Annotated in this window: 26 protein-coding genes; 11 read left to right on the top strand and 15 right to left on the bottom strand. The window is 72.8% G+C overall.

Annotated elements, in window-relative coordinates:
- Positions 1-37: 37 nt before the first annotated feature.
- On the bottom strand, positions 38-1,285 hold the full coding sequence (locus OO63_RS31420; RefSeq protein WP_030362405.1) for a Mur ligase family protein: 1,248 nt from the start codon (positions 1,283-1,285) through the stop codon (positions 38-40).
- A 137-nt stretch (positions 1,286-1,422) separates the two neighbouring features.
- Between OO63_RS31420 and def the strand changes: the two genes are divergently transcribed.
- Positions 1,423-1,989, top strand: coding sequence for a peptide deformylase (gene def / locus OO63_RS31425; protein WP_030362406.1), 567 nt, complete (start codon positions 1,423-1,425; stop codon positions 1,987-1,989).
- Positions 1,990-2,056: 67 nt separating this feature from the next.
- On the opposite strand, the gene OO63_RS31430 is transcribed toward def, so the two are convergent.
- A complete protein-coding gene (locus OO63_RS31430; RefSeq protein ID WP_030362407.1) occupies positions 2,057-2,704 on the bottom strand; it encodes a TetR/AcrR family transcriptional regulator in 648 nt (215 codons plus the stop codon).
- A gap of 189 nt (positions 2,705-2,893) precedes the next feature.
- Between OO63_RS31430 and OO63_RS31435 the strand changes: the two genes are divergently transcribed.
- Positions 2,894-4,120 carry an acyl-CoA dehydrogenase family protein gene (locus tag OO63_RS31435; RefSeq protein ID WP_030362408.1) on the top strand — a complete coding sequence of 409 codons (1,227 nt, stop codon included), beginning with the start codon at positions 2,894-2,896 and terminating at the stop codon, positions 4,118-4,120.
- 149 nt (positions 4,121-4,269) lie between these two features.
- Positions 4,270-5,418 (top strand): isoaspartyl peptidase/L-asparaginase family protein, encoded by a 1,149-nt coding sequence (locus OO63_RS31440; RefSeq protein WP_030362409.1) that lies wholly within the window; start codon positions 4,270-4,272, stop codon positions 5,416-5,418.
- A 46-nt stretch (positions 5,419-5,464) separates the two neighbouring features.
- Here the strand turns inward: OO63_RS31440 and OO63_RS31445 are convergent, their stop codons facing one another.
- The 6 genes from OO63_RS31445 to OO63_RS31470 form a co-directional block, all read right to left on the bottom strand.
- The gene (locus OO63_RS31445; protein WP_030362410.1) at positions 5,465-6,241 is read right to left on the bottom strand and encodes a GNAT family N-acetyltransferase; all 777 of its coding nucleotides are present in this window, start codon (positions 6,239-6,241) and stop codon (positions 5,465-5,467) included.
- Positions 6,242-6,250: 9 nt separating this feature from the next.
- A complete protein-coding gene (locus tag OO63_RS31450) occupies positions 6,251-6,976 on the bottom strand; it encodes a trimeric intracellular cation channel family protein (RefSeq protein ID WP_234311393.1) in 726 nt (241 codons plus the stop codon).
- Positions 6,976-7,233: a hypothetical protein gene (locus tag OO63_RS31455; protein ID WP_157854089.1), complete on the bottom strand. Its 258-nt coding sequence runs from the start codon at positions 7,231-7,233 to the stop codon at positions 6,976-6,978. The genes OO63_RS31450 and OO63_RS31455 overlap by 1 nt, the downstream gene beginning before the upstream one ends.
- A gap of 492 nt (positions 7,234-7,725) precedes the next feature.
- On the bottom strand, positions 7,726-8,766 hold the full coding sequence (locus OO63_RS31460; RefSeq protein WP_030362413.1) for a beta-ketoacyl-[acyl-carrier-protein] synthase family protein: 1,041 nt from the start codon (positions 8,764-8,766) through the stop codon (positions 7,726-7,728).
- A 124-nt stretch (positions 8,767-8,890) separates the two neighbouring features.
- Positions 8,891-9,712, bottom strand: a complete 822-nt coding sequence (locus OO63_RS31465) for an MmyB family transcriptional regulator (RefSeq protein WP_030362414.1) — start codon at positions 9,710-9,712, stop codon at positions 8,891-8,893.
- A gap of 452 nt (positions 9,713-10,164) precedes the next feature.
- The gene (locus OO63_RS31470; protein WP_030362415.1) at positions 10,165-11,109 is read right to left on the bottom strand and encodes a Gfo/Idh/MocA family protein; all 945 of its coding nucleotides are present in this window, start codon (positions 11,107-11,109) and stop codon (positions 10,165-10,167) included.
- A gap of 618 nt (positions 11,110-11,727) precedes the next feature.
- On the opposite strand from OO63_RS31470, the gene OO63_RS31475 reads away from it, so the two are divergent.
- A complete protein-coding gene (locus OO63_RS31475) occupies positions 11,728-12,321 on the top strand; it encodes a TetR/AcrR family transcriptional regulator (RefSeq protein ID WP_030362416.1) in 594 nt (197 codons plus the stop codon).
- Here OO63_RS31475 and OO63_RS41745 read toward each other — a convergent pair.
- Positions 12,282-13,214 carry a DMT family transporter gene (locus OO63_RS41745; protein ID WP_106983495.1) on the bottom strand — a complete coding sequence of 311 codons (933 nt, stop codon included), beginning with the start codon at positions 13,212-13,214 and terminating at the stop codon, positions 12,282-12,284. The two genes, OO63_RS31475 and OO63_RS41745, sit on opposite strands and share 40 nt — an antisense overlap.
- 108 nt (positions 13,215-13,322) lie before the next feature.
- Here OO63_RS41745 and OO63_RS31485 point away from each other — a divergent pair, with 108 nt between their 5' ends.
- Together OO63_RS31485 and asnB are read left to right on the top strand one after the other, a co-directional pair.
- On the top strand, positions 13,323-13,964 hold the full coding sequence (locus tag OO63_RS31485) for a TetR/AcrR family transcriptional regulator (protein WP_078619483.1): 642 nt from the start codon (positions 13,323-13,325) through the stop codon (positions 13,962-13,964).
- Between the two features lie 320 nt (positions 13,965-14,284).
- Positions 14,285-16,126 (top strand): asparagine synthase (glutamine-hydrolyzing), encoded by a 1,842-nt coding sequence (asnB, locus tag OO63_RS31490; RefSeq protein ID WP_030362419.1) that lies wholly within the window; start codon positions 14,285-14,287, stop codon positions 16,124-16,126.
- 35 nt (positions 16,127-16,161) lie between these two features.
- Here the strand turns inward: asnB and OO63_RS31495 are convergent, their stop codons facing one another.
- Positions 16,162-16,473 (bottom strand): ribbon-helix-helix domain-containing protein, encoded by a 312-nt coding sequence (locus OO63_RS31495; protein WP_125263106.1) that lies wholly within the window; start codon positions 16,471-16,473, stop codon positions 16,162-16,164.
- A 361-nt stretch (positions 16,474-16,834) separates the two neighbouring features.
- Between OO63_RS31495 and OO63_RS31500 the strand changes: the two genes are divergently transcribed.
- Positions 16,835-17,719, top strand: coding sequence for a LysR family transcriptional regulator (locus OO63_RS31500; RefSeq protein ID WP_030362421.1), 885 nt, complete (start codon positions 16,835-16,837; stop codon positions 17,717-17,719).
- Positions 17,720-17,748: 29 nt separating this feature from the next.
- Here the strand turns inward: OO63_RS31500 and OO63_RS31505 are convergent, their stop codons facing one another.
- Together OO63_RS31505 and OO63_RS31510 are read right to left on the bottom strand one after the other, a co-directional pair.
- Positions 17,749-19,002 carry an RNA polymerase sigma factor gene (locus tag OO63_RS31505; protein ID WP_030362422.1) on the bottom strand — a complete coding sequence of 418 codons (1,254 nt, stop codon included), beginning with the start codon at positions 19,000-19,002 and terminating at the stop codon, positions 17,749-17,751.
- A 117-nt stretch (positions 19,003-19,119) separates the two neighbouring features.
- Positions 19,120-19,542, bottom strand: coding sequence for a YciI family protein (locus OO63_RS31510; protein ID WP_030362423.1), 423 nt, complete (start codon positions 19,540-19,542; stop codon positions 19,120-19,122).
- Between the two features lie 238 nt (positions 19,543-19,780).
- On the opposite strand from OO63_RS31510, the gene OO63_RS31515 reads away from it, so the two are divergent.
- Positions 19,781-20,602, top strand: a complete 822-nt coding sequence (locus OO63_RS31515) for a peptidoglycan recognition protein family protein (protein ID WP_078619484.1) — start codon at positions 19,781-19,783, stop codon at positions 20,600-20,602.
- Positions 20,603-20,699: 97 nt separating this feature from the next.
- Here OO63_RS31515 and OO63_RS31520 read toward each other — a convergent pair whose 3' ends face one another.
- From OO63_RS31520 to OO63_RS31530, 3 genes are all read right to left on the bottom strand, one after another.
- Positions 20,700-22,178, bottom strand: coding sequence for a serine/threonine-protein kinase (locus OO63_RS31520; protein WP_030362425.1), 1,479 nt, complete (start codon positions 22,176-22,178; stop codon positions 20,700-20,702).
- Positions 22,179-22,308: 130 nt separating this feature from the next.
- Positions 22,309-22,962: a class F sortase gene (locus tag OO63_RS31525; protein WP_030362426.1), complete on the bottom strand. Its 654-nt coding sequence runs from the start codon at positions 22,960-22,962 to the stop codon at positions 22,309-22,311.
- A gap of 355 nt (positions 22,963-23,317) precedes the next feature.
- On the bottom strand, positions 23,318-23,800 hold the full coding sequence (locus OO63_RS31530; RefSeq protein WP_030362427.1) for a hypothetical protein: 483 nt from the start codon (positions 23,798-23,800) through the stop codon (positions 23,318-23,320).
- Positions 23,801-23,999: 199 nt separating this feature from the next.
- On the opposite strand from OO63_RS31530, the gene OO63_RS31535 reads away from it, so the two are divergent.
- The 3 genes from OO63_RS31535 to OO63_RS31545 are packed head-to-tail and all read left to right on the top strand — an operon-like array spanning position 24,000 to position 26,910.
- On the top strand, positions 24,000-24,605 hold the full coding sequence (locus OO63_RS31535; protein WP_030362428.1) for a hypothetical protein: 606 nt from the start codon (positions 24,000-24,002) through the stop codon (positions 24,603-24,605).
- A gap of 25 nt (positions 24,606-24,630) precedes the next feature.
- Positions 24,631-25,509 (top strand): isocitrate lyase/PEP mutase family protein, encoded by an 879-nt coding sequence (locus tag OO63_RS31540; RefSeq protein ID WP_078619485.1) that lies wholly within the window; start codon positions 24,631-24,633, stop codon positions 25,507-25,509.
- 57 nt (positions 25,510-25,566) lie between these two features.
- Complete coding sequence (locus OO63_RS31545; protein WP_033264648.1) at positions 25,567-26,910, top strand: MFS transporter; 1,344 nt, start codon at positions 25,567-25,569, stop codon at positions 26,908-26,910.
- Positions 26,911-26,947: the final 37 nt, after the last annotated feature.

Genomic DNA, 26,947 nt, shown 5'->3' on the forward strand with positions numbered 1-26,947 from the left:
CCTACGAAGCTCTCGAAGTGCTGGGGAGTCCGGCGGCTCAGTTGCCCACGCGGCGGCGCAGGTCCTGGAACGCGGTGTAGTTCGCGATCGTCTCGATGCGTCCGGGCGGCGCGAGCTGCACGGCCTCGTCGAGCGTCTCGCAGACCCGGAAGTCCAGGCCCGCGACCTCGAGCCGGACGGCGAGGTCCAGCTTGCGGTCGCCGAGCACGAAGATCGGGCGTCCGGCGAGGCGGGTGTAGTCGACGTCCCACAGCCAGGAGGTGTCCGTGCCGTCGGCGCCGCGGGCGTTCACCGACAGGACCACGGGGGCCGGCGCCGGGTCGATCAGCGAAAACGTTTCGAGCCAGCCCGCCGGGTTCTTGGCGAGAAGCAGCCGCAGGTCACGGCCCTGGAACTGGACCACGTCATAGCGGCCCGCGACGGCCTGCACCTGGTACATCCGCTCCAGGGCGACCTGCGGGGGCACGCCGAAGACGGCGGCGACGGCGGCCGACGAGGCGGCGTTGGCCTTGTTCGCGCGGCCGGGGAGCTGGAGGTGGATGGGCCAGGCGGAGCCGTGCGGGTCGAGGACGTAGTCACCGGAGAGCGCCCAGCTCGGGGCGGGACGGCGGAAGCCGCACTCGCCGCAGAACCAGTCGTCGCCGGGGCGCTGCATGACGCCGCCGCACGCCGGGCAGGACCAGGCGTCGTCCTTCCACTCCTGGCCCGCGGCCACCCACACGACGTTCGGCGAGGAGGAGGCGGCCCAGACGACCAGCGGGTCGTCGGCGTTGGCGATGACGACGGCCTTGGAACCGGCCAGGCCCTCGCGCCACTTCTCGGCGAGCATGCGGGTCTCACCGGCGCGGTCGAGCTGGTCACGGGAGAGGTTCAGGAGCGCGATCGCCTTGGGGTCGACGTCACGGGCGACGCCCGCCAGATACTTCTCGTCGACCTCGATGACGCCGAACCGCGCGTCGGAGCCGCCCGCGAGCGCGGAGGTGATTCCGGCAGGCATGTTGGCGCCGAGGGCGTTGGAGACGACCGGGCCGCTGGCGCGCAGGGCCTCGGCGATCAGCCGCGTCGTGGTGGTCTTGCCGTTCGTGGCCGAGACCAGCACCACGTCCAGGTGCGTGGCCAGCCGGCCGAGGAGCTCCGGGTCGAGCCGGAGGGCCACCTTGCCGCCGATCACCGATCCGCTGCCGCGGCCCGCCGCGCGCGACACCGCCGCGGCCGCCTTGCCCGCCGTCACGGCCAGCTTGGCCCGCGGCGACAGCGGGTCTGCACTGCCAGGGTGTCCTGCCATCTCTCGTGATCCTCCTTGCGTACGGCGCCGCGCCTGCCCGGCATCGTGTCGGGCCAGCCTATCGAGATCGGCAGACAAGCCCGAATCACACCACCTGCTCACGCTGCTGCTCTCCCCTGGACCGTACTCTTGCCGCCATGCGACACGGCTCGATCCCGGGCGCCTCAGGGCGCGTACGACCCCTGACCCTGCTCGGCGACCCCGTGCTGCACACCCCCGGCGCGGAGGTGACCGACTTCGGTCCCCAACTGGCCGCGCTCGTCGAGGACATGTTCGCCACGATGTACGCCGCCAGGGGCGTCGGCCTGGCCGCGAATCAGATCGGCGTGGGCCTCAGGGTGTTCGTGTACGACTGCCCCGACGACGAGGACGTGCGCCACCTCGGGCACCTGGTGAACCCGCGCCTGGTCGACGTGGACGGGGTGAGCGTTCGGGGGCCGGAAGGGTGTCTGTCGCTGCCGGGCCTGGAGGCGGCGACCCCGCGCTTCGACCACGCGGTCCTCGAGGGCGTCACGATGCGCGGGGACGCGGTGCGGGTGCACGGCACCGGATTCTTCGCGCGCTGCCTGCAGCACGAGTACGACCACCTGGAGGGCGGGGTGTACACCGATCACGTCACCGGGTGGCGCCGCCGCCGGGTGCTGCGCCAGGCGGCGAAGGCTCCCTGGGCGAACCGCGCGGGAGCCGCGGCGACCACGGCCTGAACCGCGGTCACCGCCGTCCCGGAAGCTCCTGACGGGCCCTCCCGGAAGCCCTGGAACCGGAGGGTCTTCAGAAGCCGGGCCCGCCCATGCGGTTGCCCGCCGCCGCGAGCCGGCCCCACAGCAGGTCCGCCAGGCTGCCCACCAACTCGGCGCGCGAGCAGGGCCGTTCGCCGAGCCACCAGTCGCCGGCCGCGTGCATCATGCCGACGATGCCGTGGCCCCAGACCCGGGCCAGGCGGCCGCTCTCCGGGCCGAGGTCGACCCGCTCCTCGATGACCTCGGCCAGCTCCTCGCCGAGGCGGCGCAGCAGCGGGGCGGAGTGCAGGCCGACGTCGAAGCCGCCCTGGTCGCCGGTGGAGCCCGCCTCCGAGGGGTGCATCAGGAAGCGGTAGACCTGCGGGCGGGCCTCGATCGCGGCGAGGTAGGTGTCGAGCGTCGCCTCCACCCGCTCCCTGCGCTCGGCGGGGGCGTCGAGGGCGGCGCGCAGCGAGGCCAGCAGGGCGTCCGTGTGCCGCTTGGCGAGGGCCGCGTACAGTCCGCCCTTGTCGCCGAAGTGCCGGTACAGAATGGGCTTGGTGATGCCCGCCTCGGCGGCGATGGCGTTCATCGAGGCGCCGGGTCCGTCGCGGAGCACGACGCGGTCGGCCGCCTCCAGAAGCTCGCGCCGCCGTTGCTCGGCGGACCGCTGCTGATCGGTCCGCTGCGTGGTCTCCATGGGGTGTCTCTCCGCCCGTGCGATTGCGTGACGCACGCGCCGTGCGAAATGCCTGACGCACGCGAAACGTAACACTCGCGGGAGGGTGCGCATCGAACGGGCTGCCGGGAGTTGACATCGGCTACCGGCCGGTAACACACTCCAGTTACCGGAAGTAACGTAGCAGGGTTCCGCAGTCCTGGAGGGGTCATGGCCGAGTTCACCATGGAGCTGAGCGACGAGCAGAAGGAGGTCCGGGACTGGCTCCACGGGTTCGCCGCCGATGTGATCCGCCCCGCGGCCGCCGAGTGGGACGAGCGCGAGGAGACGCCCTGGCCGGTGATCCAGGAGGCGGCGAAGGTCGGCATCTACTCCCTGGACTTTTACGCCCAGCAGTTCTTCGACCCCACCGGCCTCGGCATACCCATGGCGATGGAGGAGCTGTTCTGGGGCGACGCGGGCATCGCCCTCTCCATCGTCGGCACCGGCCTCGCGGCCGTCGGCGTTCTCGCCAACGGCACCGAGGAGCAGATCGGCACCTGGATCCCGCAGATGTACGGCGACGTGAACGACGTGAAGGTGGCCGCCTTCTGCTCGTCCGAGCCGGACGCGGGCTCCGACGTGGCGTCCATGCGCACCCGCGCGGTGTACGACGAGGTCAAGGACGAGTGGGTCCTCAACGGCACCAAGACCTGGGCGACCAACGGCGGCATCGCGAGCGTCCACGTGGTCGTCGCGGTGGTCGACCCCGATCTTGGCTCCAAGGGGCACGCCTCCTTCATCGTGCCGCCGGACACCCCGGGCCTGTCCCAGGGCCAGAAGTTCAAGAAGCACGGCATCCGCGCCTCGCACACCGCCGAGGTCGTCCTGGAGGACGTGCGCGTCCCCGGCTCCTGCCTGCTCGGCGGCAAGGAGAAGCTGGACGAGCGTCTGGCACGCGCGCGTGAGCGTGCCAAGAGCGGGGGCGAGCGCCTGAAGAACGCCGCCATGGCGACGTTCGAGGCGTCCCGCCCGGCGGTCGGCGCGATGGCGGTGGGCACGGCCCGCGCCGCGTACGAGGAGGCCCTGGAGTACGCCAAGACGCGTACGCAGTTCGGCCGCCCGATCATCGACAACCAGGGCGTGGCCTTCCAACTGGCCGACATGCGGACGCAGATCGACGCGGCCCGGCTGCTCGTGTGGCGGGCCTCCTGGATGGCGACCACGGGCAAGAAGTTCGAGTCGGCCGAGGGCTCGATGTCCAAGCTGTTCGCGAGCGAGACCGCGAAGAAGGTCACCGCCCAGGCGATCCAGATCCTCGGCGGCAACGGCTTCACGCGGGAGTACCCGGTCGAGCGCATGCACCGGGACGCCGCGATCTACACGATCTTCGAGGGCACGAGCGAGATCCAGCGCCTGGTGATCGCCCGCACGCTGTCGGGGCTGCCGATCCGCTGACGGGCGGCGGGGCCTGCGGCTCGGGGGCGAGCCAGGGGGGCGCGGGGCGTGTGACAGGGGTGCGGGCCGGGGCGGAGGAGGCGCCCTGGCAGGCGCCATGGCCATGCCATTACCGTGGACGCCCGCGTTCCCTCTGCCGAGGAGTGCCGATGCGCAGACGCCCCCTGACCTGGCTGATTCCTGTCCTCGCCACCGCCGCCGCGGTCACCGTGACCGCGGTGGTCGTCCCCCAGGGAGACGGCCGGGAGCCGGACGGCCGGTCCGTTCCCGCCGCGCACGGGGAACGACCCGCGGGGAAGGGCAAGCCCGACGCGCGGGACGTGGTCCTTGCGGTGCACGGCGGGGCCGGGACCGCGCTCGACCGTGACAAGACGACCCCGGAGCGCGAGAAGGCCTACCGGGACGGGCTCGGCAAGGCCTTGCGGGCTGGGCAGAAGGTCCTCGACAAGGGCGGCTCCAGCGTGGACGCCGTGCAGGCGGCCGTGGTGGAGCTGGAGGACGACCCGCTGTTCAACGCGGGCAAGGGCGCCGTGTTCACCGCGGACGCGGGCCATGAGCTGGACGCGTCGATCATGCGCGGCTCGGACCTCAAGGCGGGCGCGGTGGCGGGCGTGAAGAGCCTGCGCAACCCCGTCGCGGGCGCCCGCACGGTCATGGACAAGTCCCCGCACGTGCTGCTCGCGGGCGAGGGCGCCGACGACTTCGGCGCACGGCACGGCCTGAAGACCGTCACCCAGGACTACTACTGGACGCAGGCCCGCTGGGACGCCCTGATGGCCGCCAAGGCGGCGGAGCGGCGCGGCGGGGGCTCCAAGGGCGGTGACCGTGGCGCCGACTCGCGCGCCGCCCTCGCCGACGCGCAGTCCAAGGGCACGGTCGGCGCGGTCGCCGTCGACCAACGGCGCGACCTGGCAGCGGCCACCTCGACCGGCGGCATGACCAACAAGCTGCCCGGCCGCGTCGGTGACTCACCGCTGATCGGCTCGGGGACGTACGCGAAGAACAGCACGGTCGCCGCGAGCGCCACCGGCGCCGGTGAGGTGTTCATCCGGGGCGCCGCCACCTCGACGATCTCCAACCTGGTGGAGTTCAAGGGCGCCGACGTCGCGTCCGCGGCGTACGAAGTGATCGTCAAGCGGCTGCCGAAGCTCGGCGGCGACGGCGGTGTGATCGCGCTCGCGCCGAACGGCGAGTTCGACGCGCCGCACAGCAGCCCGGGCATGCTGCACGGCTATCTGACGAAGAGCGGGAAGGTCGTCACGAAGATCTTCCCGGACGAGACGCCACCCAATACGTGACGGCGGGTGAGGCTCGGCCGGGGCCAGGGGTGGGCCCCGGCCCGCCTCACGGCTTGTGGATGTACGGCGTCGTCGTGCCCAGCTCCGCGAAGCCGAGGCGGCGCAGGATCGGGCGGCTCTGGCTGGACGCGTCGACCTGGAGGTGGCGCACGCCGTGGTCCGCGGCGATGCGGGCGCGGTGGGCGATCAGGGCGCGGTAGATGCCCCGGCCGCGCCACTCGGTGACGGTGCCGCCGCCCCACAGGCCCGCGAAGTCCGTGCCGGGGCAGAACTCCAGGCGGGCCGAGCTGACCGGGACGTCACCGGCGAGGGCGACGACCGCGGCGATGGTGTCCGGTGCAGTCGTGAACTGGTCGAGCAGCTGCTTGCCGAGGGCGGTGCCGTCCGTGCCGAAGGCTCGCTCGTGCACGTCGACCATCAGCCGCACACCGGCCGCGTCCGTCACCGGCACCAGCCGGACGCCCTCGGGCGGGCCGGCGTCCAGTGGCAGTTCGTCCACGGCGGCGACCATCAGCGTCTCGGGGTCCTCGGGCGTGAACCCGGCCGCGAGGAGCCGCTCGGGCAGGTCGGCGGGGAGGTCGTGGGAGTACGCCTTCCACTCGAACTCCAGGCCGCGCGAGGTGAAGTGGCGCACCTGCGCGGCGATGGCCGCGTCCGCGGTGCTCTCGTCCAGGTCCGACCACAGGACGCCGTTCCAGTCGTGGGCGCCGCCCACCCGGCGTACGACGCCGTCCGCCCGCTCGACCACCACACCGGGGCCGTCGGGGTCCAGGTTCTGCCGAATCTGCCGGTCGTACGCCGCGAGCACCGCTGTGTGATCCATGCGGTCACTTCAGCAGGGCGGTTCCGGCGGGGCAACGGGATTTCGCGCGGGGGCCGGGGCCGGGTCCTGATCCGGGGCCGGGGCCTGGTCCGGGTCATCCTGGTCCGGTATCCGGTCGGTGTCCGTGCTCTGTGCGCGCGAGAGCGGCGGCAGGTGCAGGGACTTCGTGATCGCGGCGAGGCGCAGGGCGAGCACGAGGCCGGCCGAGGTGACCGTGGTCGCGGTCGGGGACGCGCCCGCGTGGTGCAGGCCGAGGTAGCACAGGGCGCCCGCGAGCGCGGCGGTCGCGTACACCTCCTCGCGCAGCAGCAGCGGCGGGAACTGGCCGCACAGCACGTCGCGCAGGACCTCGCCGGTCACCCCCGTGAGGACGGCGAGGAGGACGACCGCGATCGGTGTGACGCCCGCGTCGATGGCGGCCTGCGCGCCCATGACGGTCACCACGGCCAGGCCGACGGCGTCCACCACCATGAGCGTGCGCTGGGGCAGCTCCCGGTGGCGCAGGAACAGCATGGTGGCCACGCCCGTGCAGGCGACGACCGTGAGCAGGACCCAGTCGTGCGTCCAGTACAGCGGGTGCCGGTCCAGGATGAGATCGCGCAGGGTGCCGCCGGAGATGGAGGCGACGAAGGCGAGCACGAGGCCGCCGAACGGATCCATCCGGGCGCGGTGCGCGGCGAGCACACCGCTGGCGGCGAAGGCGGCGATGCCGACCAGGTACAGCGTGTGCAGCATCAGCGGGCGACCTCGCGGTCGTCCGTGGCCTCGTCCGTGACGGGGCGGCGAAGGAGCAGGAGGACGGCCGTCGACACGACGACGGCGATCACCAGGGCAACCGCGTCGAGCCGGGGATCGGCGCCGCCGTCGCCCGGCCCGGGACGGGTCTGCCCACGCCCTGCGGACGCGCCCGCGAGGAGGGCCGCCGTCAGCGCGACCACGCCGACGGCCCCCGCCGCCCTGAGCCACCACCTGGGAATACGTGCCGTGAACATCCGTCCAGCTTGTCCGCCGTGACCCGGCGCGCGCCATCGGTCAGGTGGATGGATCGGGGTAGCCGAAAGGACGAGGAGGCGCTGGCGGGGAGGGGGCGAACATGGAAGTGCCGGGCAGGTGGGGGCGATCACGAAGGCGGGGGCCGTTCGGACGGAGCCGCGTTGCGCAAACACGCAGCGCGCAAAGTCACGTCACTCATCAGCGCGGTGCACAGCGCAGCGTCGCGCAAAGCCACTGCGTACAAAGGTGCGTTGTGCAAAGGTGCGGCAAATAGCGGAAAGGAGGAGCAAAGCGGAGTGGCGGCGGCCCGCGGGTCCGGCAGAGTGCTTCGGGCGGGCCGGGGCGCTCGGGGTGGTCGGGGCGCTCGGGCGGGCCGGGGCGCTCGGGGGACGCTCGGGGTTGTCAGGGGTGTTTCGTGCGGGCCGGGGCGTGGAGTGCCGTACGCGGGCCGGGGCGTGTGACGTCGGGCGGGAGGGGTGTGCCGGGGGGAGTCAGGACTGCCAGCGGCAGCGCAGCGCCGCCGTGGCGAAGCCGGGGCCGAAGGCGATCGTGTAGCCGCGCTCGCCGTCGGCGGGCGGGTCGGCGTGGGTGCGCTCCAGGACGCGCAGGACACTGACGCCGCCGATGTTGCCCTCGTGGGCGAGGGTGTCCGTGGAATGCCGCGTGCCGTGCTCGTCGAGGCCGAGCGCCGCCCCCGTGTCGGCGATGATGCGCGGGCTGCCCGGGTGGATGACGGCGAACCCGGGGCGGTCCGTGCCGACCCAGTCCTTGAGCTGCGGCAGCACGTCGTCGGCCGCGGACAGCGCTTTCTTGGTGGACACGAAATGGATGCCCGCGTGGTCGATACGGCCCGCCTGGCGGTCGACGCTGTGCGGCAGGATGTACTCGAAGCTGTCCTCGATGACGAGGCCAGGGCCGAGCGGCTCGTCGGTGACGATCGTCGCCGCCGCGGCGTCGCCGAACAGGGCCTTGTAGATCATCGACTCGATGGTGTCGTCGGCGTTGTGATAGATGCCGGACAGGACTTCCCCGGCCACCACGAGGACCTTGCTGCCGGGCCGCGCGGCCACCAGGTCGGCGGCGCGGATCAGCGCCTGGGCGCCACCCGGGCAGGCCACGGTCGTCAGGGCGACGCGGCGCACGGTGGGGCGCAGGGAGAGCCGGTCGATCAGGTTGATGTCCAGGTTCGGTATGGCCCAGCTCGTCGTGTGCGTGGTCACGATGGCATCGATGTCGCGCGCCGTGAGTCCGGCCTCGTCGAGGGCCGCCTTGGCCGCCTTCTCGGCCATGGCGAGGGCGTCCTCGAAGGCCGTCGTGGTGCGTTCCTCGATCCCGGCGGAGCCCGCGACGGTGGGGGAGCCGAGGGGACGGGTGAAGTAACGGGTCCGGACTCCGCAGTTGCCGATCACGCGGAGGAACGCGCCCAGCCGAGGGTGGTCCGGGTGGTGGTTCCGGATGTCGTCGGCTATCTCCGCGGTGGTGACCTGGTGATCACCCAGGACGGTCTGCGGTCTGAGCACATGAGCTGGCATGAAGGGGCTCCCACGAGGCGTGATCCGATGTGGGGATCTGGGGCCAAAGTACTGCACCACATCGAACATGCGTCCTGCCGGGCTACTCCCTCTGGGCCGGCCGAGGGTCGGGCCGACCTGCGGATCAAGGGGAGCGGAGCATGGGCGCACGCGGGTGGGAGCGCTGTGTCCCGGGGTGGAACACAAGGATCATCAGCCGAGCGCCGGGGGCCGTCAAGGGCTGAGCGGCGCACATCGTGACCCAGCCGGGACCCAGCTCGGCGTGCATGAGGGGGCGCTCGTCGCCGTCGGGGTGCGGGAAGGGGCGCCCGGCGCCGTAATAGGGCGCGGTCTCGGGGTCGGCCATGACCTCCTTCTCGATCTGGCGGAGCGTTTCGTCCTCGGGGCGCGACGCGAGGGCGCCGCGCAACTGCGGCAGCACCATCGGGGCCCAGGCGGTGCTCCAGTCGAGGAGGTGCGCGCGGCCGACCGGGTCGAGGACCATCCAGCGCATGACGTTCGCGGGGACCTGGGAGTCCGGGAACATCCGGGTGAAGGCCTCGTTGTAGGCGAGCATGTCCCAGGACGCGTCTGTGACGTACGCCATGTGCCGCACGCCGTCCACGGCCTCCTGCCAGACGCCGGGAATCTCCTTGCCCGAGGACAGATGCAGCGGCCCGGGAGGATCCTGCAACAGGGCATAACGGCACAGAGACATCCATTCCTGCTCGTTGAGCCCGAAGAGGCGGGCCACATCACGCAGGAGAGAGGCCGGCGGGTTCGGGTAATTGCCCGACTCCAGCCGGTGATAAGTGCCGAGCGTGCGGTGGAGGAGCTGGTCCACCTGGTGCTGGGACAGCCCGGGAGCCCGGCGGCCCTGGCCCGTCGAACGGATGAAGCCGTGCGATTCGGGGGCGATGAGGGCGCGTCGTTCGCGGAGCAGAGCGCGCAGCGCCGTCTTGTTCATGGTGGGTAATCCCTCTTCGTGCACGCCGAGTTGAGCATCAGCAGTCTAAATATTCGCATCTTCTTTGGGCATAAACATTGCCTGAAGAAAACGATCAGTCGATGCGGCATCATGGAGTACGCGAGACCACCGACCTGCAGGTTTGATCGTCGGTGGGCTCGTGGGCACAACTCAGGGGCGTCCTGTTCGAGTGGCGTGAAATTGGCTGAAATTCCTCGGCGTTGGACACCCCCTAGGCCTACGGGGTCGCAGTCGGGTAGTGCGCGGGACCGGTTGTTCGTATTCCGATCTGAGTGGTCGGAAACTGAGCAGTGTGTACCCACGTGGCAGTTACCGCCCGGTTCGGTTCCTGGGTTCACTGGCTGCGGCCGGTGCCGTCACTCGCCATTACGTAGCGGCCACGGTACCGGCCGCCCGTGTTGTTACGGGCGGCGCGAGTGTCCGGACGTGCTTCAAGAGGCCCGGGGTGGCGGCTGAGCCGGAAGTTTCGTCTCCCTTCGTGCGTCCGCCTGTCGTTCCGCGTCAGCCAGGATTTCCGTCACCCGCAGTCCGAAACGTACGTCGCACGCGTGCCGCTCCCCGCCGCCCGCCGCGCGCACCAACGCGTCGACCGCTGACCGAAACGCATCGGTCGAATCGCCCCAGCCGCTCTCGCCCCACCCCGGTGGCACGGCTGTCCCGCGCTCGCCGCGGAACTCAAGCGTCAGGCCCTCGGCCGCCCGCGGCGCCCGCAGCGTGAGCGTCGCCGTGCTCGACGCGCCGCCCGCGTGCCGCAGGATCAGATGGACGGTGTCCTCGGGTCCGGGTGCCGCCGTCACCGACGTGACCTCGCCGAGCACCGCCGTGAGCACAGCAAGCGCATGCGGTCCGACGTCCCACAGGCCGCCCTTGGTGGCCCGCCAGGGGGAGTCGAAGTCGCCGGTGCCGTCCGCCGCGAAGAACGAGCTGTACCAGTCGGCGCGCGCCGTGAACCACGGCCCCTCGTCGGCCCGGCGCGCCAGCCACTGAGCCATCGGCGGGGCGAAGCGGAGCGTGAAGAAGACCACAGACGCCACCCCGGCCCGCTCCACGGCGTCGGCGAGACCCCGCGCCGCCGCCGGCGAGGTGGCCATCGGCTTGTCGAGCAGCAGATGACATCCCGCCGCCGCGGCCCGCTCGGCCAGTGGCGCCTGGACGTCCGGCGGCACCGCGAAGGCGACCGCGTCGCTCGCGGCGAACAGCTCGTCCACGTCCTCGTACGCGGTGGTGGCGTGCGCGGACGCCAGCTCGGCCGCCGCCTTCGGGCGGCGTCCCCATATTCCTGACAGCGTGGCGTCGGGATGCCCGGCGAGCACCGGCGCGTGCGTCTGCGTCGCCCAGGGACCCGTGCCGATCAAGCCCACTCGAAGTCTCTCCATGCGCGCAGTATGGCGGAGCCTGCTGTGGCGGCAGTACGGGTGTGACAGGGATGCGGGGCGGGGCGCGGCTGATACCGGTGCGGCCTTCTGACGCGTCGGGGGAGAAGAGCGGAGTCGTCGCCCTGCCGCAGGTCTGGACCTTTTCTTCGCGCGCTCCCCTCTCGTGTGCGCGCGGCGTTCCCTCTCGTGTGTTCTCGTGGTTCCTGTGCGCGCGTTCGCACGTATCCGGTGAAGAACATGTGGAGTGACTCGGACCGCTCACCGGGGCGCGCTTCTTTTCTCGACGTACCGTCAACTCTCGGTCTGCGAATGGCAATTCGTGGCCATGGGTCGGTGCAGGGTGAATTCGCATTCACTTGTGGCTGATTGCCGCTGTCCGAAAGGGGGCGGGCAACCTGTCTGGACTGTCCGGGAGTTCCCGACATCCGGCATTCCGGCGGGTGCGCGCCGGTCGGTGTGCCCCGGGGGGTATGGCGCGCGTTATGGCGTGCTCGCCGGACCGGACCGTGATCGGCGTCTCCGTGTCCCGTCCGCCCGATTCGTGGCCCTCGCGGCGCCCGGCGCCATACGCTCGGACCCGGCTGCCCAAAAGGGCAGCCAGCGACGGAAAGTGACACCATGACCAGCTCGACCTCACACCCTGCGCCGTGCGTGCCGAGTCCCGCGCGCCGCGACGCCGAGGCGACGAAGGCCGCGATCGTGCGTGCCGCCCGCCATCTGCTCGCCCGGCACGCGCACACCGACATCACGCTCAAGGCCGTGGCCGAACGTGCCGGGGTGAGCCCGCCGTTGGTCCTGAAGTACTTCGGCAGCAAGGACGCCCTGTTCGCCGGGATCATGTCCTTCGAGGCCGACGCGGAGGAGGTGCTCGACGCGCCCCTGGAGCGCCTCGGCCGCCACATGGTCCACCACCTGCTCACCAGCCAGGCCGAGCGCGGCGCCGACCCCATCCTGCGCATCGTCTACGCACCGCTGCACCGCGAGCACGGCTATGTCCTGCGCGCCAACTTCCGCACGCAGGTGGTCCGCAGGCTCGGCGACCGCCTTGCGGGCCCCGACGCGGGCCTGCGTGCCGAGCTGGCCGTCGGGATGCTGCTCGGGCTCGGCGTGATGTACGGCATCGCGCGCGGACCGCACCTGCGGGCGACCGCGATAGCCGACATCACCGACCGCTACGCCCCCGCCGTGCAGGCCTGCTTGACCCCCGAGTGACCCCGGCGATGGCCCCCGCGCCCCGGCCCGGCCCCGCCCCGGTGCACCACCGCGACGGCGGCGAGCCCGACGGCGAGGCCCAGAGCCGTCTGGACGCCGAACGGCTCCCCGAACATCGCCGCGCCCCACAGCGCCGTCACCGGCGCCATCAGGAACATCAGCGTGTTGACGCGGGTGACGCCGCCCCGGCGCAGGATCAGCCAGTAGAGCCCGTACCCGCCGAACGTCGACAGGACCACGAGCCAGCCGATCGCCGCCCAGAACGACGTCTCGGCGACCGGAGCCGCCGCACCCAGGGCGAGCGCGAGCACCGTGAAGATGACGGCACTGGTCGCGCAGTGCACCGTCATCGCGGCCGAGGGTGCGACGGCGGTGCGCGTGCGGCGGTCCAGGAAGGTCGCAGCGACCAGCGACAGCATGCCGAGGAACGGCACCAGGTACGCCCACCAGGGCGCGCCGGTGCCCGCCGCCGCGTCCCCGGCCGTGACGATCACCACGCCGGTCAGGCCGAGCGCGAGGCCGAGCCACTGGGTGCGTGACACGTACTGGCCGAGCAGCGGTCCGGCGAGCGCGCCCGCGACCAGCGGCTGGGTCCCGTCGATCAGCGCTGTCGTACCGCTGGAGACGCCGAGCTGGATGGCGTAGTACACGGTCAGGAGATAGCCGCTCTGGGACAGGGCGCCCACGACCGCCTGGCGCCCCAGGTCGCGGGCCGTCAGGCCGCGCCAGGACGCCCTGAACACGGTCGCTGCGAGCAGCGCGAGGACCGCGGCCAGCGGCAGGAACCGCCACATCAGGACGGTCACCGCGTCCGCGCTGCCCGCGCCGAGCTTGGCGCCGATGAAGCCGGAGCTCCAGGTCACCACGAATCCGAGGGAGAGCAGGACGTTCACGGCGAGCCTCCTGCGGCCGTCGAAAGTAGACCGATCTGTTTACTCCATGGGAGCGAGTATACAGATCGGTCTACTATGGGGGTGGGCTCGATGTGGTGAGGTGGGTGCATGAGCGAGCACGTCAAGCGCGAACCGGACGCGGCGCGGGTGCCGGACGCCGCCGAGGCGGGGCCGCGCCGCGTCCCTCTGACGCCCGGCGCGCGCAAGGTCCTTGAGGCGGCGGGGCGGCTGTTCTACGAGCGCGGCATCCACGCCGTCGGCGTCGACCTGATCGCGGCCGAGGCCGGCGTGACGAAGAAGACGCTGTACGACCGGTTCGGCTCCAAGGACCAGATCGTCGTCGAGTACCTGGCGGACCGCGACGAGCGCTGGCGGGCCTTCCTCGCCGGGTACCTGGAGCGCTCCCGCTCGCCCCGCTCCCGCGCCCTTGCCGTCTTCGATGCCTCCCGCGACTGGGCGGAGCGGAGCCTGCCGCGAGGGTGCAGCATGATCAACGCCCATGCGGAGATCACCGATCCCGGGCACCCCGCGTACGCCGTGAGCACCGGCCAGAAGGCGTGGATGCTGGAGCTCTTCACCGAGCTGGCGCGGCCGCTCGCACCGCGCCGCGCGAAGTCCCTTGGCAGGTCCCTGATGCTGCTGCACGAGGGCGGGCTCGTCGCGTACGGCATGGGGATCTTCCCCGACGCGATCGAGCACGCCCGGCAGGACGCCCGGGCGCTGCTCCGGGCAGCCGCTCCGGCGGACTGACGGCGGATCTCCGCCGCCGCACATGTTCCAGGGTTTGCACATGTGTTGAGCAAGTCTTTGCCGATGGCTGGAAGGTGTTGTTCCGTGCGGCCGTGCGGCGGGCGTGGGCGGGATGTGGCCCGATGGGGCTTCCTGGTGATTCCTTGACCCGGGCCTCCGGGTGGCCGAAATCCCCGGGTCGGTGCGGCTTCGCCGGGTCGGGGGCGCGTTGACCGCCGGGGCTCCGGGGCGGAGTCTGAACAGATAGCTGCCTATTACATCTAGTTCGGCCGTTCAGGGCGTACGACCGGGAAGGCAGCCGGACGGCAGGAGGAAACCCCATGTGTGGCATCACCGGATGGATCTCTTTCGACCGTGACCTGCGGTCGCACGCGCCGACCCTGGACGCCATGACGGAGACGATGGCCTGCCGCGGCCCCGACGACCGCGGTACCTGGATCGAGGGCCCGGCGGCGCTGGGGCACCGGCGTCTGGCCGTCATCGACCTGCCGGGCGGGCGCCAGCCCATGACCGCGACGACGCCCGACGGGACCGTGGCCCTCGTGTACTCGGGGGAGGCGTACAACTTCTCCGAGCTGCGCGCCGAACTGGCCGGGCACGGGCACGAGTTCCGCACCGACTCCGACACCGAGGTCGTCCTGCGCGGCTACCTCCAGTGGGGCGAGGGCGTCGCCGAGCGGCTGAACGGGATGTACGCGTTCGCCGTGTGGGACGGCCGCAGGCAGCGCCTCGTCATGGTCCGCGACCGCATGGGCGTCAAGCCGTTCTACTTCCACCCGACGCCCGACGGCGTCCTGTTCGGCTCCGAGCCCAAGGCGATCCTCGCCCACCCGCTGGCGCGGGCCCGCGTCGGCGTGGACGGACTGCGCGAGGTCTTCGCCTTCGTGAAGACACCGGGGCACGCCGTGTGGGACGGCATGCGCGAGGTCGAGCCCGGCACCGTCGTCACCGTCGACCGCGAGGGGCTGCGCAGCCGCGTCTACTGGAGCCTGGAGACCCGTCCGCACCCGCACGGCCGCGACGAGACCGTCGCCGCGGTGCGCGGGCTGCTCGACGACATCGTGTGCCGCCAGCTCGTCGCCGACGTGCCGCGCTGCGTGCTGCTCTCCGGCGGCCTCGACTCTTCCGCCATGACGGCGCTCGCCGCGGCGCGGCTCGCGGGCTCGGGGGAGACCCTGCGGAGCTTCTCCGTCGACTTCGCGGGCCTGAGCGAGAACTTCGTGGCGGACGAGTTGCGCGGCACACCGGACGCCCCGTACGCCCATGACGTGGCGCGCCTCGCGGGCACCGATCACCGTGACATCGTCCTGGACACGCAGGCGCTCGCCGATCCCGAGGTGCGCGCGAAGATGCTGACGGCCCGTGACATGCCGGTGGGTTTCGGGGACATGGACGCCTCGCTGTATCTGCTCTTCCAGGCGATCCGTGAGCACTCGACGGTCGCCCTGTCCGGCGAGTCGGCGGACGAGGTGTTCGGCGGCTACTTCCAGTTCTTCGACGAGGGGGCCCGGCGGGGCGGCACCTTCCCCTGGCTGGTGCGGCACGCGGAGACCCTCGGCGACGAGACGGGCGTGCTGCGTCAGGACGTCCTGGACGTGCTCGACCTGCGGACGTACGTCGGCGACAGCTATGCCGCGGCCGCCGCTGCCGTGCGGCGCCTCGACGGCGAGAGCGACTTCGAGTACCGCATGCGCACCATCAGCCACCTGTATCTGACCCGGTTCGTGCGTACGCTGCTCGACCGCAAGGACCGGGCGAGCATGGCCGTGGGCCTGGAGGTGCGGGTGCCGTTCTGCGACCACCGGCTCGTGGAGTACGTCTACAACGCGCCCTGGGCGCTGAAGTCCTTCGACGGCCGGGAGAAGTCGCTGCTGCGGGAGGCCGCCAGGGACAGCCTGCCCGCTTCCGTCTGTGACCGGGTCAAGAGCCCCTATCCGTCCACGCAGGACCCCAAGTACGCCTTCGCGCTCCAGGAGCACGCCAAGGATCTGGTCGCGCGGGCCGGGCATCCCGTCTTCGATCTCGTCGACCGCGAGGCCCTGCGCCGCCTGGCACACCGCGACACCCCGCAGGTGCGGCCGGCCTCACGGCGGGGCCTGGAGCGGGCGCTCGATCTGGCGCTGTGGTTCGACCTGTACCGGCCCGAGGTGTCGCTGGGCTGAGGCCGGCCGCGGGTCGAGGGCGTGGGGGTCGGGCTTCAGGGGCCCGAGCAGCTGCGGACCGTCGGCTGCTGGGGCGGGACGCGGGTGGGGTCGGCGGTCGCGAGGGTGTCGAGGAACCGCTGGAGCGCGGGGGCGCCGCGGGCGTCGAGGCTCCGGCGTACCGGGGGCACGACCACCGTGCGCCGGGCGCCGCCGGAGCCGCAGGTGTCGGGTTCCTGTCCGGTGTGGACGGCCGCCGCTCGGCGTATGAACTCGGCGGGCGTGATCCCGAGGCGGTCGGCGTGCCGGAGCACGGCGGCGTACTCGTCGGGCGGGAACAGGACCTGCACAGTCTTCGGACCGTCCATGGACGCATGATGCCGCCCGGACCGGCCGCGCGCGGTGCGGTTGGCATATTCGCCCTCGAAGGGGTGGCGGGAGCTCGAAACGGTGGCGGATTCGGCCCAGGGGTGACCATGGCCGCCGTGCGGGCCCCGGGCACGGTGAGAGCCCCGGCCGGACGGGGGAATCGCGGTCGGGGCTCTCATCTAGTTCAACGGTGAAATAGGGGTGTGCGTTCCCGTGGGCCGGGTCGGTTATGTGTGATCCGCGTTACATGACCGGTTCCGGGGGGGTGAAGGGGCGGGGTCGGGAGGAGAGGGCCGGGCCGTGGTGCCGGGTGCGGCTCCGGGCGTCGGCCGTCGTGACCCGAGCGATAGCTTGGGGGCCGTGACGCTCGACGACCTCCGTGTCTTTCTCGCCGTCTGCCGCGCCGGCAGCCTCAGCGCCGTCGCGCGCGATCTCTCCTGTACGCAGTCGGCGGTGAGCCAGCACGTCAAACGCCTGGAGAAGGAGCTGGCCGTCAGCCTCCTGGAGCGGCACGCGCGCGGTGTCGTGCCGACGTCCGCCGGACGCATCCTGCACGCCGCCGCGGCCGACGGCCTCGGCGGCATCGACGTCGCCCTGCGCCGCCTGCGCGACCTGGTGCGCGGCGAGAGCGGAGCGGTGCGCGTCACCACCGGCGCGACGACCGTACGGCACTTCATGGCCACGGCCGTCGTCGCTTTCCGGCAGCGCTTCCCGCAGGTCACCCTTGAGTTCCAGACGGCGAGCTCGAGCCGGGCCTGCTTCGAGGCGCTCGCCGCCGACGACCTGGACCTGGCCTGGGTCACCATCGGCACGCCCGTGCGCGGCATCGAGCAGCGGCCCGTCGCCGAGCTGCCCTGGGTGCTCGCGGTGCAGTCCGGCGACCCGCTCGCGGCCAAGCCGCACGCCGACCTCACCGACCTCGCGGCCGCCCGGCTCATCAGGCCCCCGCAGGCCGCCACGTCCCGTGCCCGCCTCGACGCCGCCCTGGCCGACCTCGACCTGGGGCCCGACGGGCACACCAGCGTCGCCGACTGGGACACCGCGCTGCTGCTCACCGAACTCGGCGTCGGCCAGGCGCTCGTGCCCGGCCTGCCCGGCTGGCGTACCCAGAGCCCGCCCGGCCTGCGCCTGCTTCCGGTCCCTGACCTGCCGCCGCTGTCCGTCGGCTGGGCGGTGCGCCGCTGGGACGCGCTCAGTCCGCTGGCGCGGGCGTTCGCCGACACGGTTTCTGGCGGGGCGCCTTGACTCGTGGTTCAGCCCCGTCCCCGCGCTGCTTACGGGGACTGCTCGCGCCCCGGGGGCGTAAGCCGGGCCGCACGCATCTGCAAGTAACGGATCTCCGGGCGGCTGAGGGTGCGTTGGGCGGCCAGCTGGTAGGCGGTGCGGGCTGCTTCGAGGTCGCCCGCGCGTTCGAGGAGGTGGCCGCGTACCGCCTCCAGGCGGTGGTGGCCCGCCAAGCGCTCCTCCAGCGACGCCAGTTCGTCGAGGCCGGCGCGCGGGCCGCGCACCATGGCGACCGCGACGGCACGGCCCAGCTCGGCCATCGGCTCCGGCGTGCGGCGCACCAGGATGTCGTACAGGGCGAGGATCTGCGGCCAGTCGGTGTCCTCGGCGCGTGCTGCCTCGTCGTGCAGCGCGGCGATGGCGGCCTGCAACTGGTAGACACCCGCGCGGCCCTGGCCCAGGGCCTGTTCCACCAGGGCGGTGCCTTCGGTGATCGCCTCGCCGTCCCAGCGGGTGCGGTCCTGCTCGTCCAGCGGGATCAGCTCGCCGTGCGGCCCGGTGCGGGCGGCGCTGCGCGCGTCCGTGAGCAGCATCAGCGCCAACAGGCCCGTCACCGCGCCCTCCTGCGGCAGCAGCCTGCGCACCGCGCGGGTCAACCGGATCGCCTCGCGGGCCAGGTCGGCGCGGTGCAGCGTGGCGCCCGACGTCGCCGTGTAGCCCTCGTTGAAGATGAGGTACAGGACCTGGAGCACGACGGCCAGGCGCCCGTCCCGGTCCGCCGGGCCCGGCTGTGTGAACGGCGCGCCCCGTATCTTCTGCTTGGCGCGGCTGATGCGCTGGGCCATCGTCGCCTCCGGCACCAGGTGCGCGCGGGCGATCTCGGCCGTCGTGAGACCGCCGACGGCCCGCAGCGTCAGGGCGATCTGCGCGGCGGGCGTCAGCGAAGGGTCGCAGCACAGGAACAGCAGGGTGAGCGTGTCGTCGTCCGACGGGGCGCGGCTCTCGCCGGGCGCGGGCGCGGTGAACGCGTCGCGCGGCGTCATCCGGGCCGCGTTCTCCTCGCGCCGCCGCCGGGCCGCGTCGCTGCGCAACTGGTCCGTCAGGCGCCGTGACGCCACCCTGATCAGCCAGCCGCGCGGATTGTCCGGCACGCCCCGCCCGGGCCACTCGCCGGCGGCGGCGAGCAGGGATTCCTGTACGGCGTCCTCGGCCTCGTCGAAGTGGCCGTACCGCCGCACCAGCGCGCCGAGGACCTGCGGCGCGTGCAGGCGCAGCAGGTCCTCGACGTCACCGGTCGCGCTCATCGTCGGCCGCGGGCCTCGCGGGGGCGCGTCGGTTCTGTGCGGTCAACGGCGTTCCGGGCGGTGCGGTGACCGGCGCTTCGGTCCGTGCGGTGACCGGGGCTCCGGTCGCGGCGGTGATCAGCACCCCTCGCCGCCGTCGCCGCCCTCCTGGATGGTCCGGATGACCACCGTCGGGTTCGGGGAGCCCGCGGGCGCGGGACACTCGTTGATGCGCTTGGCGATCTCCGTGACCCGCTCCAGGTTCTCGCACTCCAGGACCCAGTAGCCCGCGAGGACCTCCTTGGTCTCGCTGTACGGCCCGTCCGTGATCACCGGGCGGCCGTTGTCGTCGACGCTGACGTGGCGGGTCTGCGCGGGCTCGGTCAGGCCCTGGCCGTCGATGAGCTCGCCGGACTCCGACAGGTCGTTGTTGAGGTTCCCCATGAACGCGAACATCGCCTGGAGTTCCTGCTCGCTCCACGCCGGGCTGTGCTCCGAGGCCTTGCCGCTCATGGCCTCGTAGTCGGCCTGGGACCCCTGCACCATCACCAGATACTTCATGGCTGCCACTCCTTGGCTGTCTCGTCGCCCCTCATGGGCAACTCTCACAGGGGACGTCGGAGCGGGCGACTCGATCTCGACAACTCCCGCGAAGTTTTTTCCGGATTCTTTTCGGGGGTGCTCCGGGGGCGCTTCGGCGGTGCTTCGGAGCCGGGGCTCCGCGTACGCCCGCGCTTCTGGTCGCTCGACTGGAGCAGTCCACGGGGCGGGGCGTCCGGGGCGCCGCGAGAGTGGGGCCATGCGTGCCTTGCGGGCCCTGGGGGAGACGGTGGCGGGGCGGCTGCCCCGTGCCGGGCGCTGGGCGCTCGCGTGCCTGCCGGGGATGCTCGCCGTGACCGCCCTCGTGCTGTGCGTGGCCGGGGTGGAGGACGCGGTCGGCGGCGGCGGGCGGCACACCGAGGCAAGGGCCGTGGCGCACCGGGCGGCCAGGCCCGCCATCGTGCCGCGCGAGCGCTGGCTGGGCGACTCCCGGCCGACCACGCCGCCCGCGCACTACAGCGGTCCCGTCGTCGTGGTCTTCGTCCACCACACCGACTCGCCCAACGGGTACGACTGCGCCGACGCGCCCCGCATCATCCGCGCGCTCGCGGAGGGCCAGACCAGCGCCCGGCTGTTCGACGACATCGGCTACAACTTCCTCGTCGACCGCTGCGGCACGATCTACGAGGGGCGCGGGGGCGGCGTCGACCAGCCCGTCGTCGGCGCCCACACGCAAGGGTTCAACCACCGGACGGCGGGCGTCGCCGCGATCGGCACGTTCACGGCGGGCAGTCCCGTCCCGGCGCCGATGGCGGAGGCGATCGCCGCGCTCGCCGCGTGGAAGCTCGGCCTGGCCGGGACCGACCCCCGGCAGACGGCACGCCTGGTCTCCAGCAACAGCCTCAGCCGCGTACCGGCGGGCAGGCACGCCGGCTTCCACGCGGTGGCCGGGCACACCGACGGCTACACCACGGACTGCCCCGGCGCCGCCCTGCGGGCCGAGCTGCCCGCGATCAGGGAGCGGGCAGCGGTGCTTCAGGGGCGGACCGAGGCACGGCTGCAGGCGGCGCGCGGGCGCTAGGTGTGTTGATCCGCAGCGTTGCGGTGTGTTGATCCGCGGTGTTGAGGTGTGTTGATCCGCAGCGTTGTTGACGCGGCCGGTCAGCCGGTGGTGGCCGTCACGACTTCTTGAGGCGTATGCCCTTCACGGCGGCGTCGAAGACAGGCCGGTGCCGCTTCCACTCGGCGTCGGGGGCGGAGAGGTACACGACGTACTGCGTGCCGTCGGCGTCGGCGAACGCCATCTCCACCGCACGGTACGCGCGTGCCTTGCCGTCGAACGTGAACTCCCAGTACCCGGCGGGTGTTCCACGGAAGGTCGTGGACGTCATCCGCACCCGCTCGTATCCTGGGTTGTCGCGGCGGGTCTGGGCTTCCTCGGTCCGGCGCCAGTGCTCCAGGGGGTCCGATCCGGCGAACTCGGCGACGTTGACCCGCAGGCCGACGAGCCCGGACGGGTCGATGTACGCGATGTCGCCGCCCCGCAGCTCCTTGCGCTTCCAGCCATCCCGCACGGGCAGGGAGAGGCCGCCCTCCTGCTTCTCCAGGTGATAGCCGGGCGGCAGCGGCGGCACGGGGGAGCGGGGCGAGGGCGTGCGCTCCGCGGGGCCGGTACCGGAGGCCCGGGCACCGGTGTCGGCGCCCTCGGGCCACAGCAGCACACCGCCCGTCACCAGTCCGGCGACGGCGGCGGCCGACCCGCACCACAGGGCCGCCCGGCGGCCGCGGCCGCCGGGCGCGGAGCGCACGTGGGGCGGTGCCGGGTCGAGGACTGCCGTGGACGGCTCGTCGGCCCGGCGCAACAGACGCTCGGCCTCGTGTGCCTCCATACGGCGCCCGGGGTCCTTGACGAGCAGCCCCTCGATCACGGGAGCGAGCGCCCCGGCGGCCCTGGGCGGATCGTGCGGTTCGGTGGCGACGGCGTAGGCCGTCTCCATCGCGGTGTCCCGTTCGAACGGATGGCGCCCTTCCACCGCTTGGTACAGCATCACGCCGAGTGACCAGAGGTCGCACGCGGGTCCGGGTTCGGCGCTGCGCAGCCGCTCGGGCGCCAGGTACTGCACCGAGCCGACCAGTTCGCCGGTCCTGGTCAAGGAGGGGGTGCCGCTCTCCAGGGCGATGCCGAAGTCCGTGAGCACGATCCGGCCGTCGTGCCCCAGCAGGACGTTGGCGGGCTTGACGTCCCGGTGCAGGACGCCCGCGTCGTGCGCGGCCCGCAGCGCTGCCGCCGTCGCGACGGCGATCTTCGCGGCCTCGCCGGGCGGCAGGGCGCCACGCTCCTTCAAGGCGTCGCCCAGGGTGAGTGAGGGGACGTACTCCATGACGATGCACGGCAGACCCTCGTCGTCCACGACATCGTGGACGACGATCACATGGGGGTGGGTGATGCGGGCGGCGCTGCGGGCCTCGCGGCGGGTGCGCTCGTGGAGCGTCTGGATCTCGTCGTCGTCCACGTGCGGAGGGACGTGCAGCTTCTTCACCGCGACAGCACGCTTGAGCAGTTCGTCCTCGGCCCGCCACACGGTGCCCATGCCACCCCGGCCCACGCGCTCGACGAGGCGGTAGCGGCCGGCCACGAGCCGCCCCAGATCGGACACCTTTGATTCCCTACTTCGCACACATGAACAGTTTTGTGCGCAAAGCCTACCCGGCACCCTGAAGGGCCCAGGGCGCCGCCCACGTTGGTTGCTCAGGGCATCGAAGCCTGGGCGGGGTGCGGAACATCGACTACCGATTTGCGGTGGCGTACACGATGAGGTTGTCCACGGGGTGGCCCTGGGCGTCGAAGGCGCCGTCGCAGGTGATCAGGCGCAGGGCGCGGGAGTTGGTGGCGCCGTAGACCCGGTCGGTCGGGAAGGCCTTCTTGTCGACGGTCTCGGTGCGGGTGACCTCGAAGTGCGTCGTCCTGCCGCGGGCGTCGCGGACCGCGATGTCCGCGCCCGCGCGCACCTTCTTCAGGTCGTGGAAGACGGCCTTGCCGTGGCGCGTGTCGTTGTGGCCGATGATGACGGCCGCACCGCGCTGCCCCGGCACGGCCCCGCCCGTGTACCAGCCCGCGGTCATTCCCTTGTCCGGCGGCGGGACCTCGACCGTACGGTCCGCGTTGAGGCCGAGCCGCATCAGGGAACTGCTGACGCCGATGGACGGCACCGCGACGTGCACGGGCGCGGCGGCCCCGGCCGGTGTGCCGCGCTCGGCCTTCTGCCCGGAGCCGCCTGCCGAGCCCTCCTCGGCAGGGGAGTCGTCCGAACGCACCGTGTACGTGGGCGAGGACTCGGCTCGCGCGCCGTCCCCGGACGAACAGCCGCTCACGGCGGCGCACACGAGGGCGAGGCCGCCCGCGATCGACACGAGGGTGCCGTACGGGCGCCGGGGGGACATACGGGGCGCCCCGTCGTGGGAACGGGACGTCCGGTGCTGCGCAGGGGACATGGGGGCTCCGTGAACGGTGGCGCCGCCCCGGGGCTTGTGAAGGGGGACCGGGGCGGCGCCACCGAGAGGTGGGTCGGGCCGGACGGGGTGCTGACCGTCGGCCCGAGGGAGGGGTGGGCGGCGTGCGGGGGTGCGGGACCCGCGGGGTGCGGTGGGCCCGGCCGCGGGGTGCGCCGAGGGGCTTGGGCCCGGGACCGGGGCCGGCCGGTCGGGCCTGACGGCGTGTGCCTCGGCTCGTCGGCAGGTGCCGGGCCGGGGCCGCGCGTCAGGCCGACCGGACCGATAGCCGACCGGCCAAGAGGCGTCAGCCCTGCTGGCGCACCGCGGCGCGGCGGCGCAGGACCATGGTGCTCGCACCCGCGAGCAGTCCGATGCCCGCGGCCGAACCGATCAGCGTGGCCGTGTTGTCGCTGCCGGACTCCGGGCGCTCGCCCGCCGCGACACCGCCCTTGGGCGGCTGCGCGAGACGCTTGCGCGCCTCGTCGCTGACCGGCTTCGGCGTCGGCTTGGCCTCGCGCACGGCGGGCGTGTCGGGCTTGTCACCGGCGGCCACCCCGCCGCGCGGAACGGCCCCCGGCGCCTTCTGCTTCGCGTCCTCGGCGGCCCGCTTCTTCTTCACCACGTCCTCGGGCGCGGGCTCGCTGACGGTCGGCTTCGGCTTCGGCGGGGTGTCGCTCGCGAAGGCCGTGGCCGACGGAGCGGCGAGCACCCCGCCCGCCACGGCGGTGGCGAAGAAGGCGGCACGCAAGGACGTGCTGCGCTGGGGACGACGGGCACGGTGGGACATAGGGGCTCCATTCCAGCTCTGACTCGGAAGGGCCCGGCACCGTTGGTCAAGCGGCGCCGGGCCTGTCGCACAGGCTGGCGTGAAGTTATGAGGAACCTGTCAGGTTCCTGTTGGGGTCCGATCAGGGACCGGGAAACGGGGAAGGGACGGGGACCGGGGGACCGGTGGAGGAGCACCGGACAGGCCCTAGGGTCGGTGCATGACGACGCTCATGATCCACGACGGCGCGGCCGACCCGCACGCCACCGGCCTGCGCACGGGCGGTGTGCCGCTGGTGCCGGGCGGGTTCGACTGGCCGCACTGCCGGGCCTGCGGCGGGGCCATGCAGTTCCTGCTGCACCTGCCGCTCGGCCCGGACGTCGTCTCCGTGTTCCTGTGCCAGAACGCCCCGGGGATGTGCGACGACTGGGACGCGACGGGCGGCGGCAACCGCGCGTACCTCTTCGACGGCGCGGCCCTGGCCCCGGCCGCCGTGCCGGAGCGGGGCGAGACCCTGCTCGGCGCGGTCAGCGCGCTGCGTACCGAGGACGTCGCGGCCGAGGACTTCCCGGCCGCGCTCGACCTGTGGTCGGACGGCGTCGACGAAGCCACGCTGCGGGTGCAGGGCCAGCTCGGGGGCGCGCCCGCCTGGCTCCAGGGCGACGAGACGCCGTCCTGCCCGGGGTGCGGCGAACCGATGGCGTTCGTGGCCCAGTTGGAGGAGGGCCTCGACTTCGCCACGTCGGCGAACTTCGGAGGTGGCGGCATCGGATACGTCTTCACCTGCCGGGCGTGCCGCGCCGCCGCGTTCCTCTGGCAGTCCTGACAGCGCCTTCTGGCACAGTGCGCCCATGACCGACCCCATGACCGACCCCACGATCGAGCCCCAGACCGACCGGACCCGACAGACCGACCAGGCCGACCAGACCGACCGGTACGAGGCCTTCCGCGCCCTGCACCGCACCGGCGACCCCCTGCTCCTGCCCAACGCCTGGGACCACGCCTCCGCCGCCGCGCTCGTCCGCGCCGGGTTCCCCGCCATCGGCACGACGAGCCTCGGCGTCGCCGCCGCCGCGGGCAAGCCGGACGCCACCGGCGCCGCGCGGACGGAGACGGTGCGCCTCGCCCACGGCATCGCCCGCCTGCCCGCACTCGTCACCGTCGACATCGAGGGCGGCTTCAGCGAACGGCCCGACGACGTCGCTCTGCTCGCCCGCGAACTCGCCGCCGCGGGCGTGGCCGGGGTGAACCTCGAAGACGGCAGGCCGGACGGGAAGCTCACCGCCGTCGGCGCGCAGTGCGAGCTGATCCGCGCCGTGAAGGAGGCCGCGCCCGCGCTGTTCCTCAACGCGCGCACGGACGCGTACTGGCTGGACGCCGGGGGCGAGAAGGAGGCCCGCGACCGCACCGCCGCCTACCGACGGGCCGGTGCCGACGGCGTGTTCGTGCCCGGGGTCCAGGACGAGGCCGCCATCGCGGGACTCGTCGACGCCCTCGACGTACCGCTGAACACGCTCTACGTGCCCGGCGGCCTCACCCCCCGGCGCCTGGCCGACCTCGGCGTGCGCCGCGTCAGCACGGGGTCGCTGCTGTTCCGGGCGGCGGTCGGGCACGCGGTCGAGGTGGCGGGGGCGTTCACCCGCGGCACGGTGGGGCCGGAGGGGCTGCCGACGTACGCTGAGGCGCAGGAGCTCTCGGCGGACTTCGGGGACGTGGGTGAAGTCCCCTAGGGGGCAGGGCGGTTCACGGGAGCGATGACGGGGTTGGGGACGGGGACGGGGGCAGGCATGGCCCGGCGTGACATGTCGCGGCGTACGCGGACGGCTGCGGGACCCGCGCCCGGTCCTTCGCTGTGGGCCGACTCCAACTACCGTCTGTTCCTGGCCCTCCAGGCCCTCTCCGCGCTCGGTGACTCCTTCTCGCACGTGGCGATCCCGCTGCTCGTCCTGCACGAGACCGGCTCCCTCGCGCAGATGGGGCTCGTCACCGGGCTGACCGGCGTCGCGTCCATCGTCACCGGCCTGTTCGCCGGTGTCGTCGCCGACCGCGTGGACCGGCGCCGCCTGATCGTGGTCACCGACGTCGCGCGGTGTCTGCTCTACGGACTGATCCCGCTGGTGTGGCTGTTCGCGACGCCGGTCTGGCTGGTGTACGCGGTCGTGCCCGTCGCCGGTGTCTTCGCGATGCTCTTCCAGGTGACGTACGTGACCGTGGTGCCCGGCATCGTCGCGCCCGGGCAGATCCTGAAGGCCAACAGCCATCTGTACGGCACCTACGCCGTCGCGGGCGCGGGCGGGCCGATGCTCGCGGGCCTGGTCGCGGCCGCGCTCGGGCCCGCGGCCGCCGTCGGCATCGACGCGGCGACCTTCGCGGTGTCGGCGGTGGGCATCCTCTTCGTCCGCATCCGCGCCGCCGCCCCGCCCCCGGAGACGGAGGCCGAGGGCGCCCGGGGCGGCTCAGGGCCCTCGGACGAGCCCGCCCCGGTGGAAGCCGAACGCGGTGGTGTGCGCGAGGAGTTCCTCGCCGGAGCCCGGTTCCTGTGGCGGCACCCCGTCCTGCGGCCCCTGACCGTCCTGCTCACGCTGCTCATCTTCCTCACCGCGGGCATGACCGACGTCATCATCTACCGCGTGAAGGAAGACCTCGGCCACGGCGACGGCACCGTCGGCTACGTCCTGACGGCCGGGACGCTCGGAACGCTCGCCGCGACGTTCGTGGTCGCCCGGCTGCGCGGACGGCTCGGCTTCGGCGTCAGCTGGATCGGCGCGCACGCGCTCGGCGGGGTCGCGGTGGCCTGCCTCGGCCTTTCGGGCAGTGTGCCGGTGCTGGCGTTCATCGCCGCGGGCATGCTCTTCTGCACCGGCGTCGGCGGCATCAACTCCATGTCGCTGCGCCAGGAGGTGACGCCCAGTCATCTCCTGGGCCGGGTCACCTCGGCGTTCTGGACGATCCACAACGCCCTCGGCCCGGTCGGCGCCGCCGTCGTGACCCTGGCCGCCGGGGTGTGGGGCGTGCGGCCGGTGTGTCTGGTGGTCGGCCTGTGCGCGGTGGTCATCGCGCTCACCGGGACGCTGACGGGGATCGGCCGGGCCCGGACCGGACGGGTGGAGGGCGACCGGGCCGCTCCCTGAGCCGCCACCCCCCCCCCGCCCCCCGCCGCCCCGTCCC

It is taken from the genome of Streptomyces alboflavus (assembly GCF_000716675.1).
GTDB lineage: Bacteria > Actinomycetota > Actinomycetes > Streptomycetales > Streptomycetaceae > Streptomyces > Streptomyces alboflavus.

What these genes read in the sequence shown, in the direction of transcription:
- OO63_RS31440 (WP_030362409.1), top strand. Translation starts at nt 4,270, where the DNA reads ATGCGCAGACGCCCCCTGACCTGGCTGATTCCTGTCCTCGCCACCGCC.
- OO63_RS31470 (WP_030362415.1), bottom strand. Translation starts at nt 11,109, where the DNA reads ATGGAGAGACTTCGAGTGGGCTTGATCGGCACGGGTCCCTGGGCGACG.
- OO63_RS31530 (WP_030362427.1), bottom strand. Translation starts at nt 23,800, where the DNA reads ATGTCCCACCGTGCCCGTCGTCCCCAGCGCAGCACGTCCTTGCGTGCC.
- OO63_RS31505 (WP_030362422.1), bottom strand. Translation starts at nt 19,002, where the DNA reads ATGAGCGCGACCGGTGACGTCGAGGACCTGCTGCGCCTGCACGCGCCG.
- OO63_RS31510 (WP_030362423.1), bottom strand. Translation starts at nt 19,542, where the DNA reads ATGAAGTATCTGGTGATGGTGCAGGGGTCCCAGGCCGACTACGAGGCC.
- OO63_RS31455 (WP_157854089.1), bottom strand. Translation starts at nt 7,233, where the DNA reads ATGTTCACGGCACGTATTCCCAGGTGGTGGCTCAGGGCGGCGGGGGCC.
- asnB (WP_030362419.1), top strand. Translation starts at nt 14,285, where the DNA reads ATGTGTGGCATCACCGGATGGATCTCTTTCGACCGTGACCTGCGGTCG.
- OO63_RS31460 (WP_030362413.1), bottom strand. Translation starts at nt 8,766, where the DNA reads ATGCCAGCTCATGTGCTCAGACCGCAGACCGTCCTGGGTGATCACCAG.
- OO63_RS31515 (WP_078619484.1), top strand. Translation starts at nt 19,781, where the DNA reads ATGCGTGCCTTGCGGGCCCTGGGGGAGACGGTGGCGGGGCGGCTGCCC.
- OO63_RS31545 (WP_033264648.1), top strand. Translation starts at nt 25,567, where the DNA reads ATGGCCCGGCGTGACATGTCGCGGCGTACGCGGACGGCTGCGGGACCC.
- OO63_RS31535 (WP_030362428.1), top strand. Translation starts at nt 24,000, where the DNA reads ATGACGACGCTCATGATCCACGACGGCGCGGCCGACCCGCACGCCACC.
- OO63_RS31495 (WP_125263106.1), bottom strand. Translation starts at nt 16,473, where the DNA reads ATGGACGGTCCGAAGACTGTGCAGGTCCTGTTCCCGCCCGACGAGTAC.
- OO63_RS31450 (WP_234311393.1), bottom strand. Translation starts at nt 6,976, where the DNA reads ATGCTGCACACGCTGTACCTGGTCGGCATCGCCGCCTTCGCCGCCAGC.
- OO63_RS31465 (WP_030362414.1), bottom strand. Translation starts at nt 9,712, where the DNA reads ATGAACAAGACGGCGCTGCGCGCTCTGCTCCGCGAACGACGCGCCCTC.
- OO63_RS31540 (WP_078619485.1), top strand. Translation starts at nt 24,631, where the DNA reads ATGACCGACCCCATGACCGACCCCACGATCGAGCCCCAGACCGACCGG.
- OO63_RS31430 (WP_030362407.1), bottom strand. Translation starts at nt 2,704, where the DNA reads ATGGAGACCACGCAGCGGACCGATCAGCAGCGGTCCGCCGAGCAACGG.
- OO63_RS31475 (WP_030362416.1), top strand. Translation starts at nt 11,728, where the DNA reads ATGACCAGCTCGACCTCACACCCTGCGCCGTGCGTGCCGAGTCCCGCG.
- OO63_RS31445 (WP_030362410.1), bottom strand. Translation starts at nt 6,241, where the DNA reads ATGGATCACACAGCGGTGCTCGCGGCGTACGACCGGCAGATTCGGCAG.
- OO63_RS31420 (WP_030362405.1), bottom strand. Translation starts at nt 1,285, where the DNA reads ATGGCAGGACACCCTGGCAGTGCAGACCCGCTGTCGCCGCGGGCCAAG.
- OO63_RS31485 (WP_078619483.1), top strand. Translation starts at nt 13,323, where the DNA reads ATGAGCGAGCACGTCAAGCGCGAACCGGACGCGGCGCGGGTGCCGGAC.
- def (WP_030362406.1), top strand. Translation starts at nt 1,423, where the DNA reads ATGCGACACGGCTCGATCCCGGGCGCCTCAGGGCGCGTACGACCCCTG.
- OO63_RS31525 (WP_030362426.1), bottom strand. Translation starts at nt 22,962, where the DNA reads ATGTCCCCCCGGCGCCCGTACGGCACCCTCGTGTCGATCGCGGGCGGC.
- OO63_RS31435 (WP_030362408.1), top strand. Translation starts at nt 2,894, where the DNA reads ATGGCCGAGTTCACCATGGAGCTGAGCGACGAGCAGAAGGAGGTCCGG.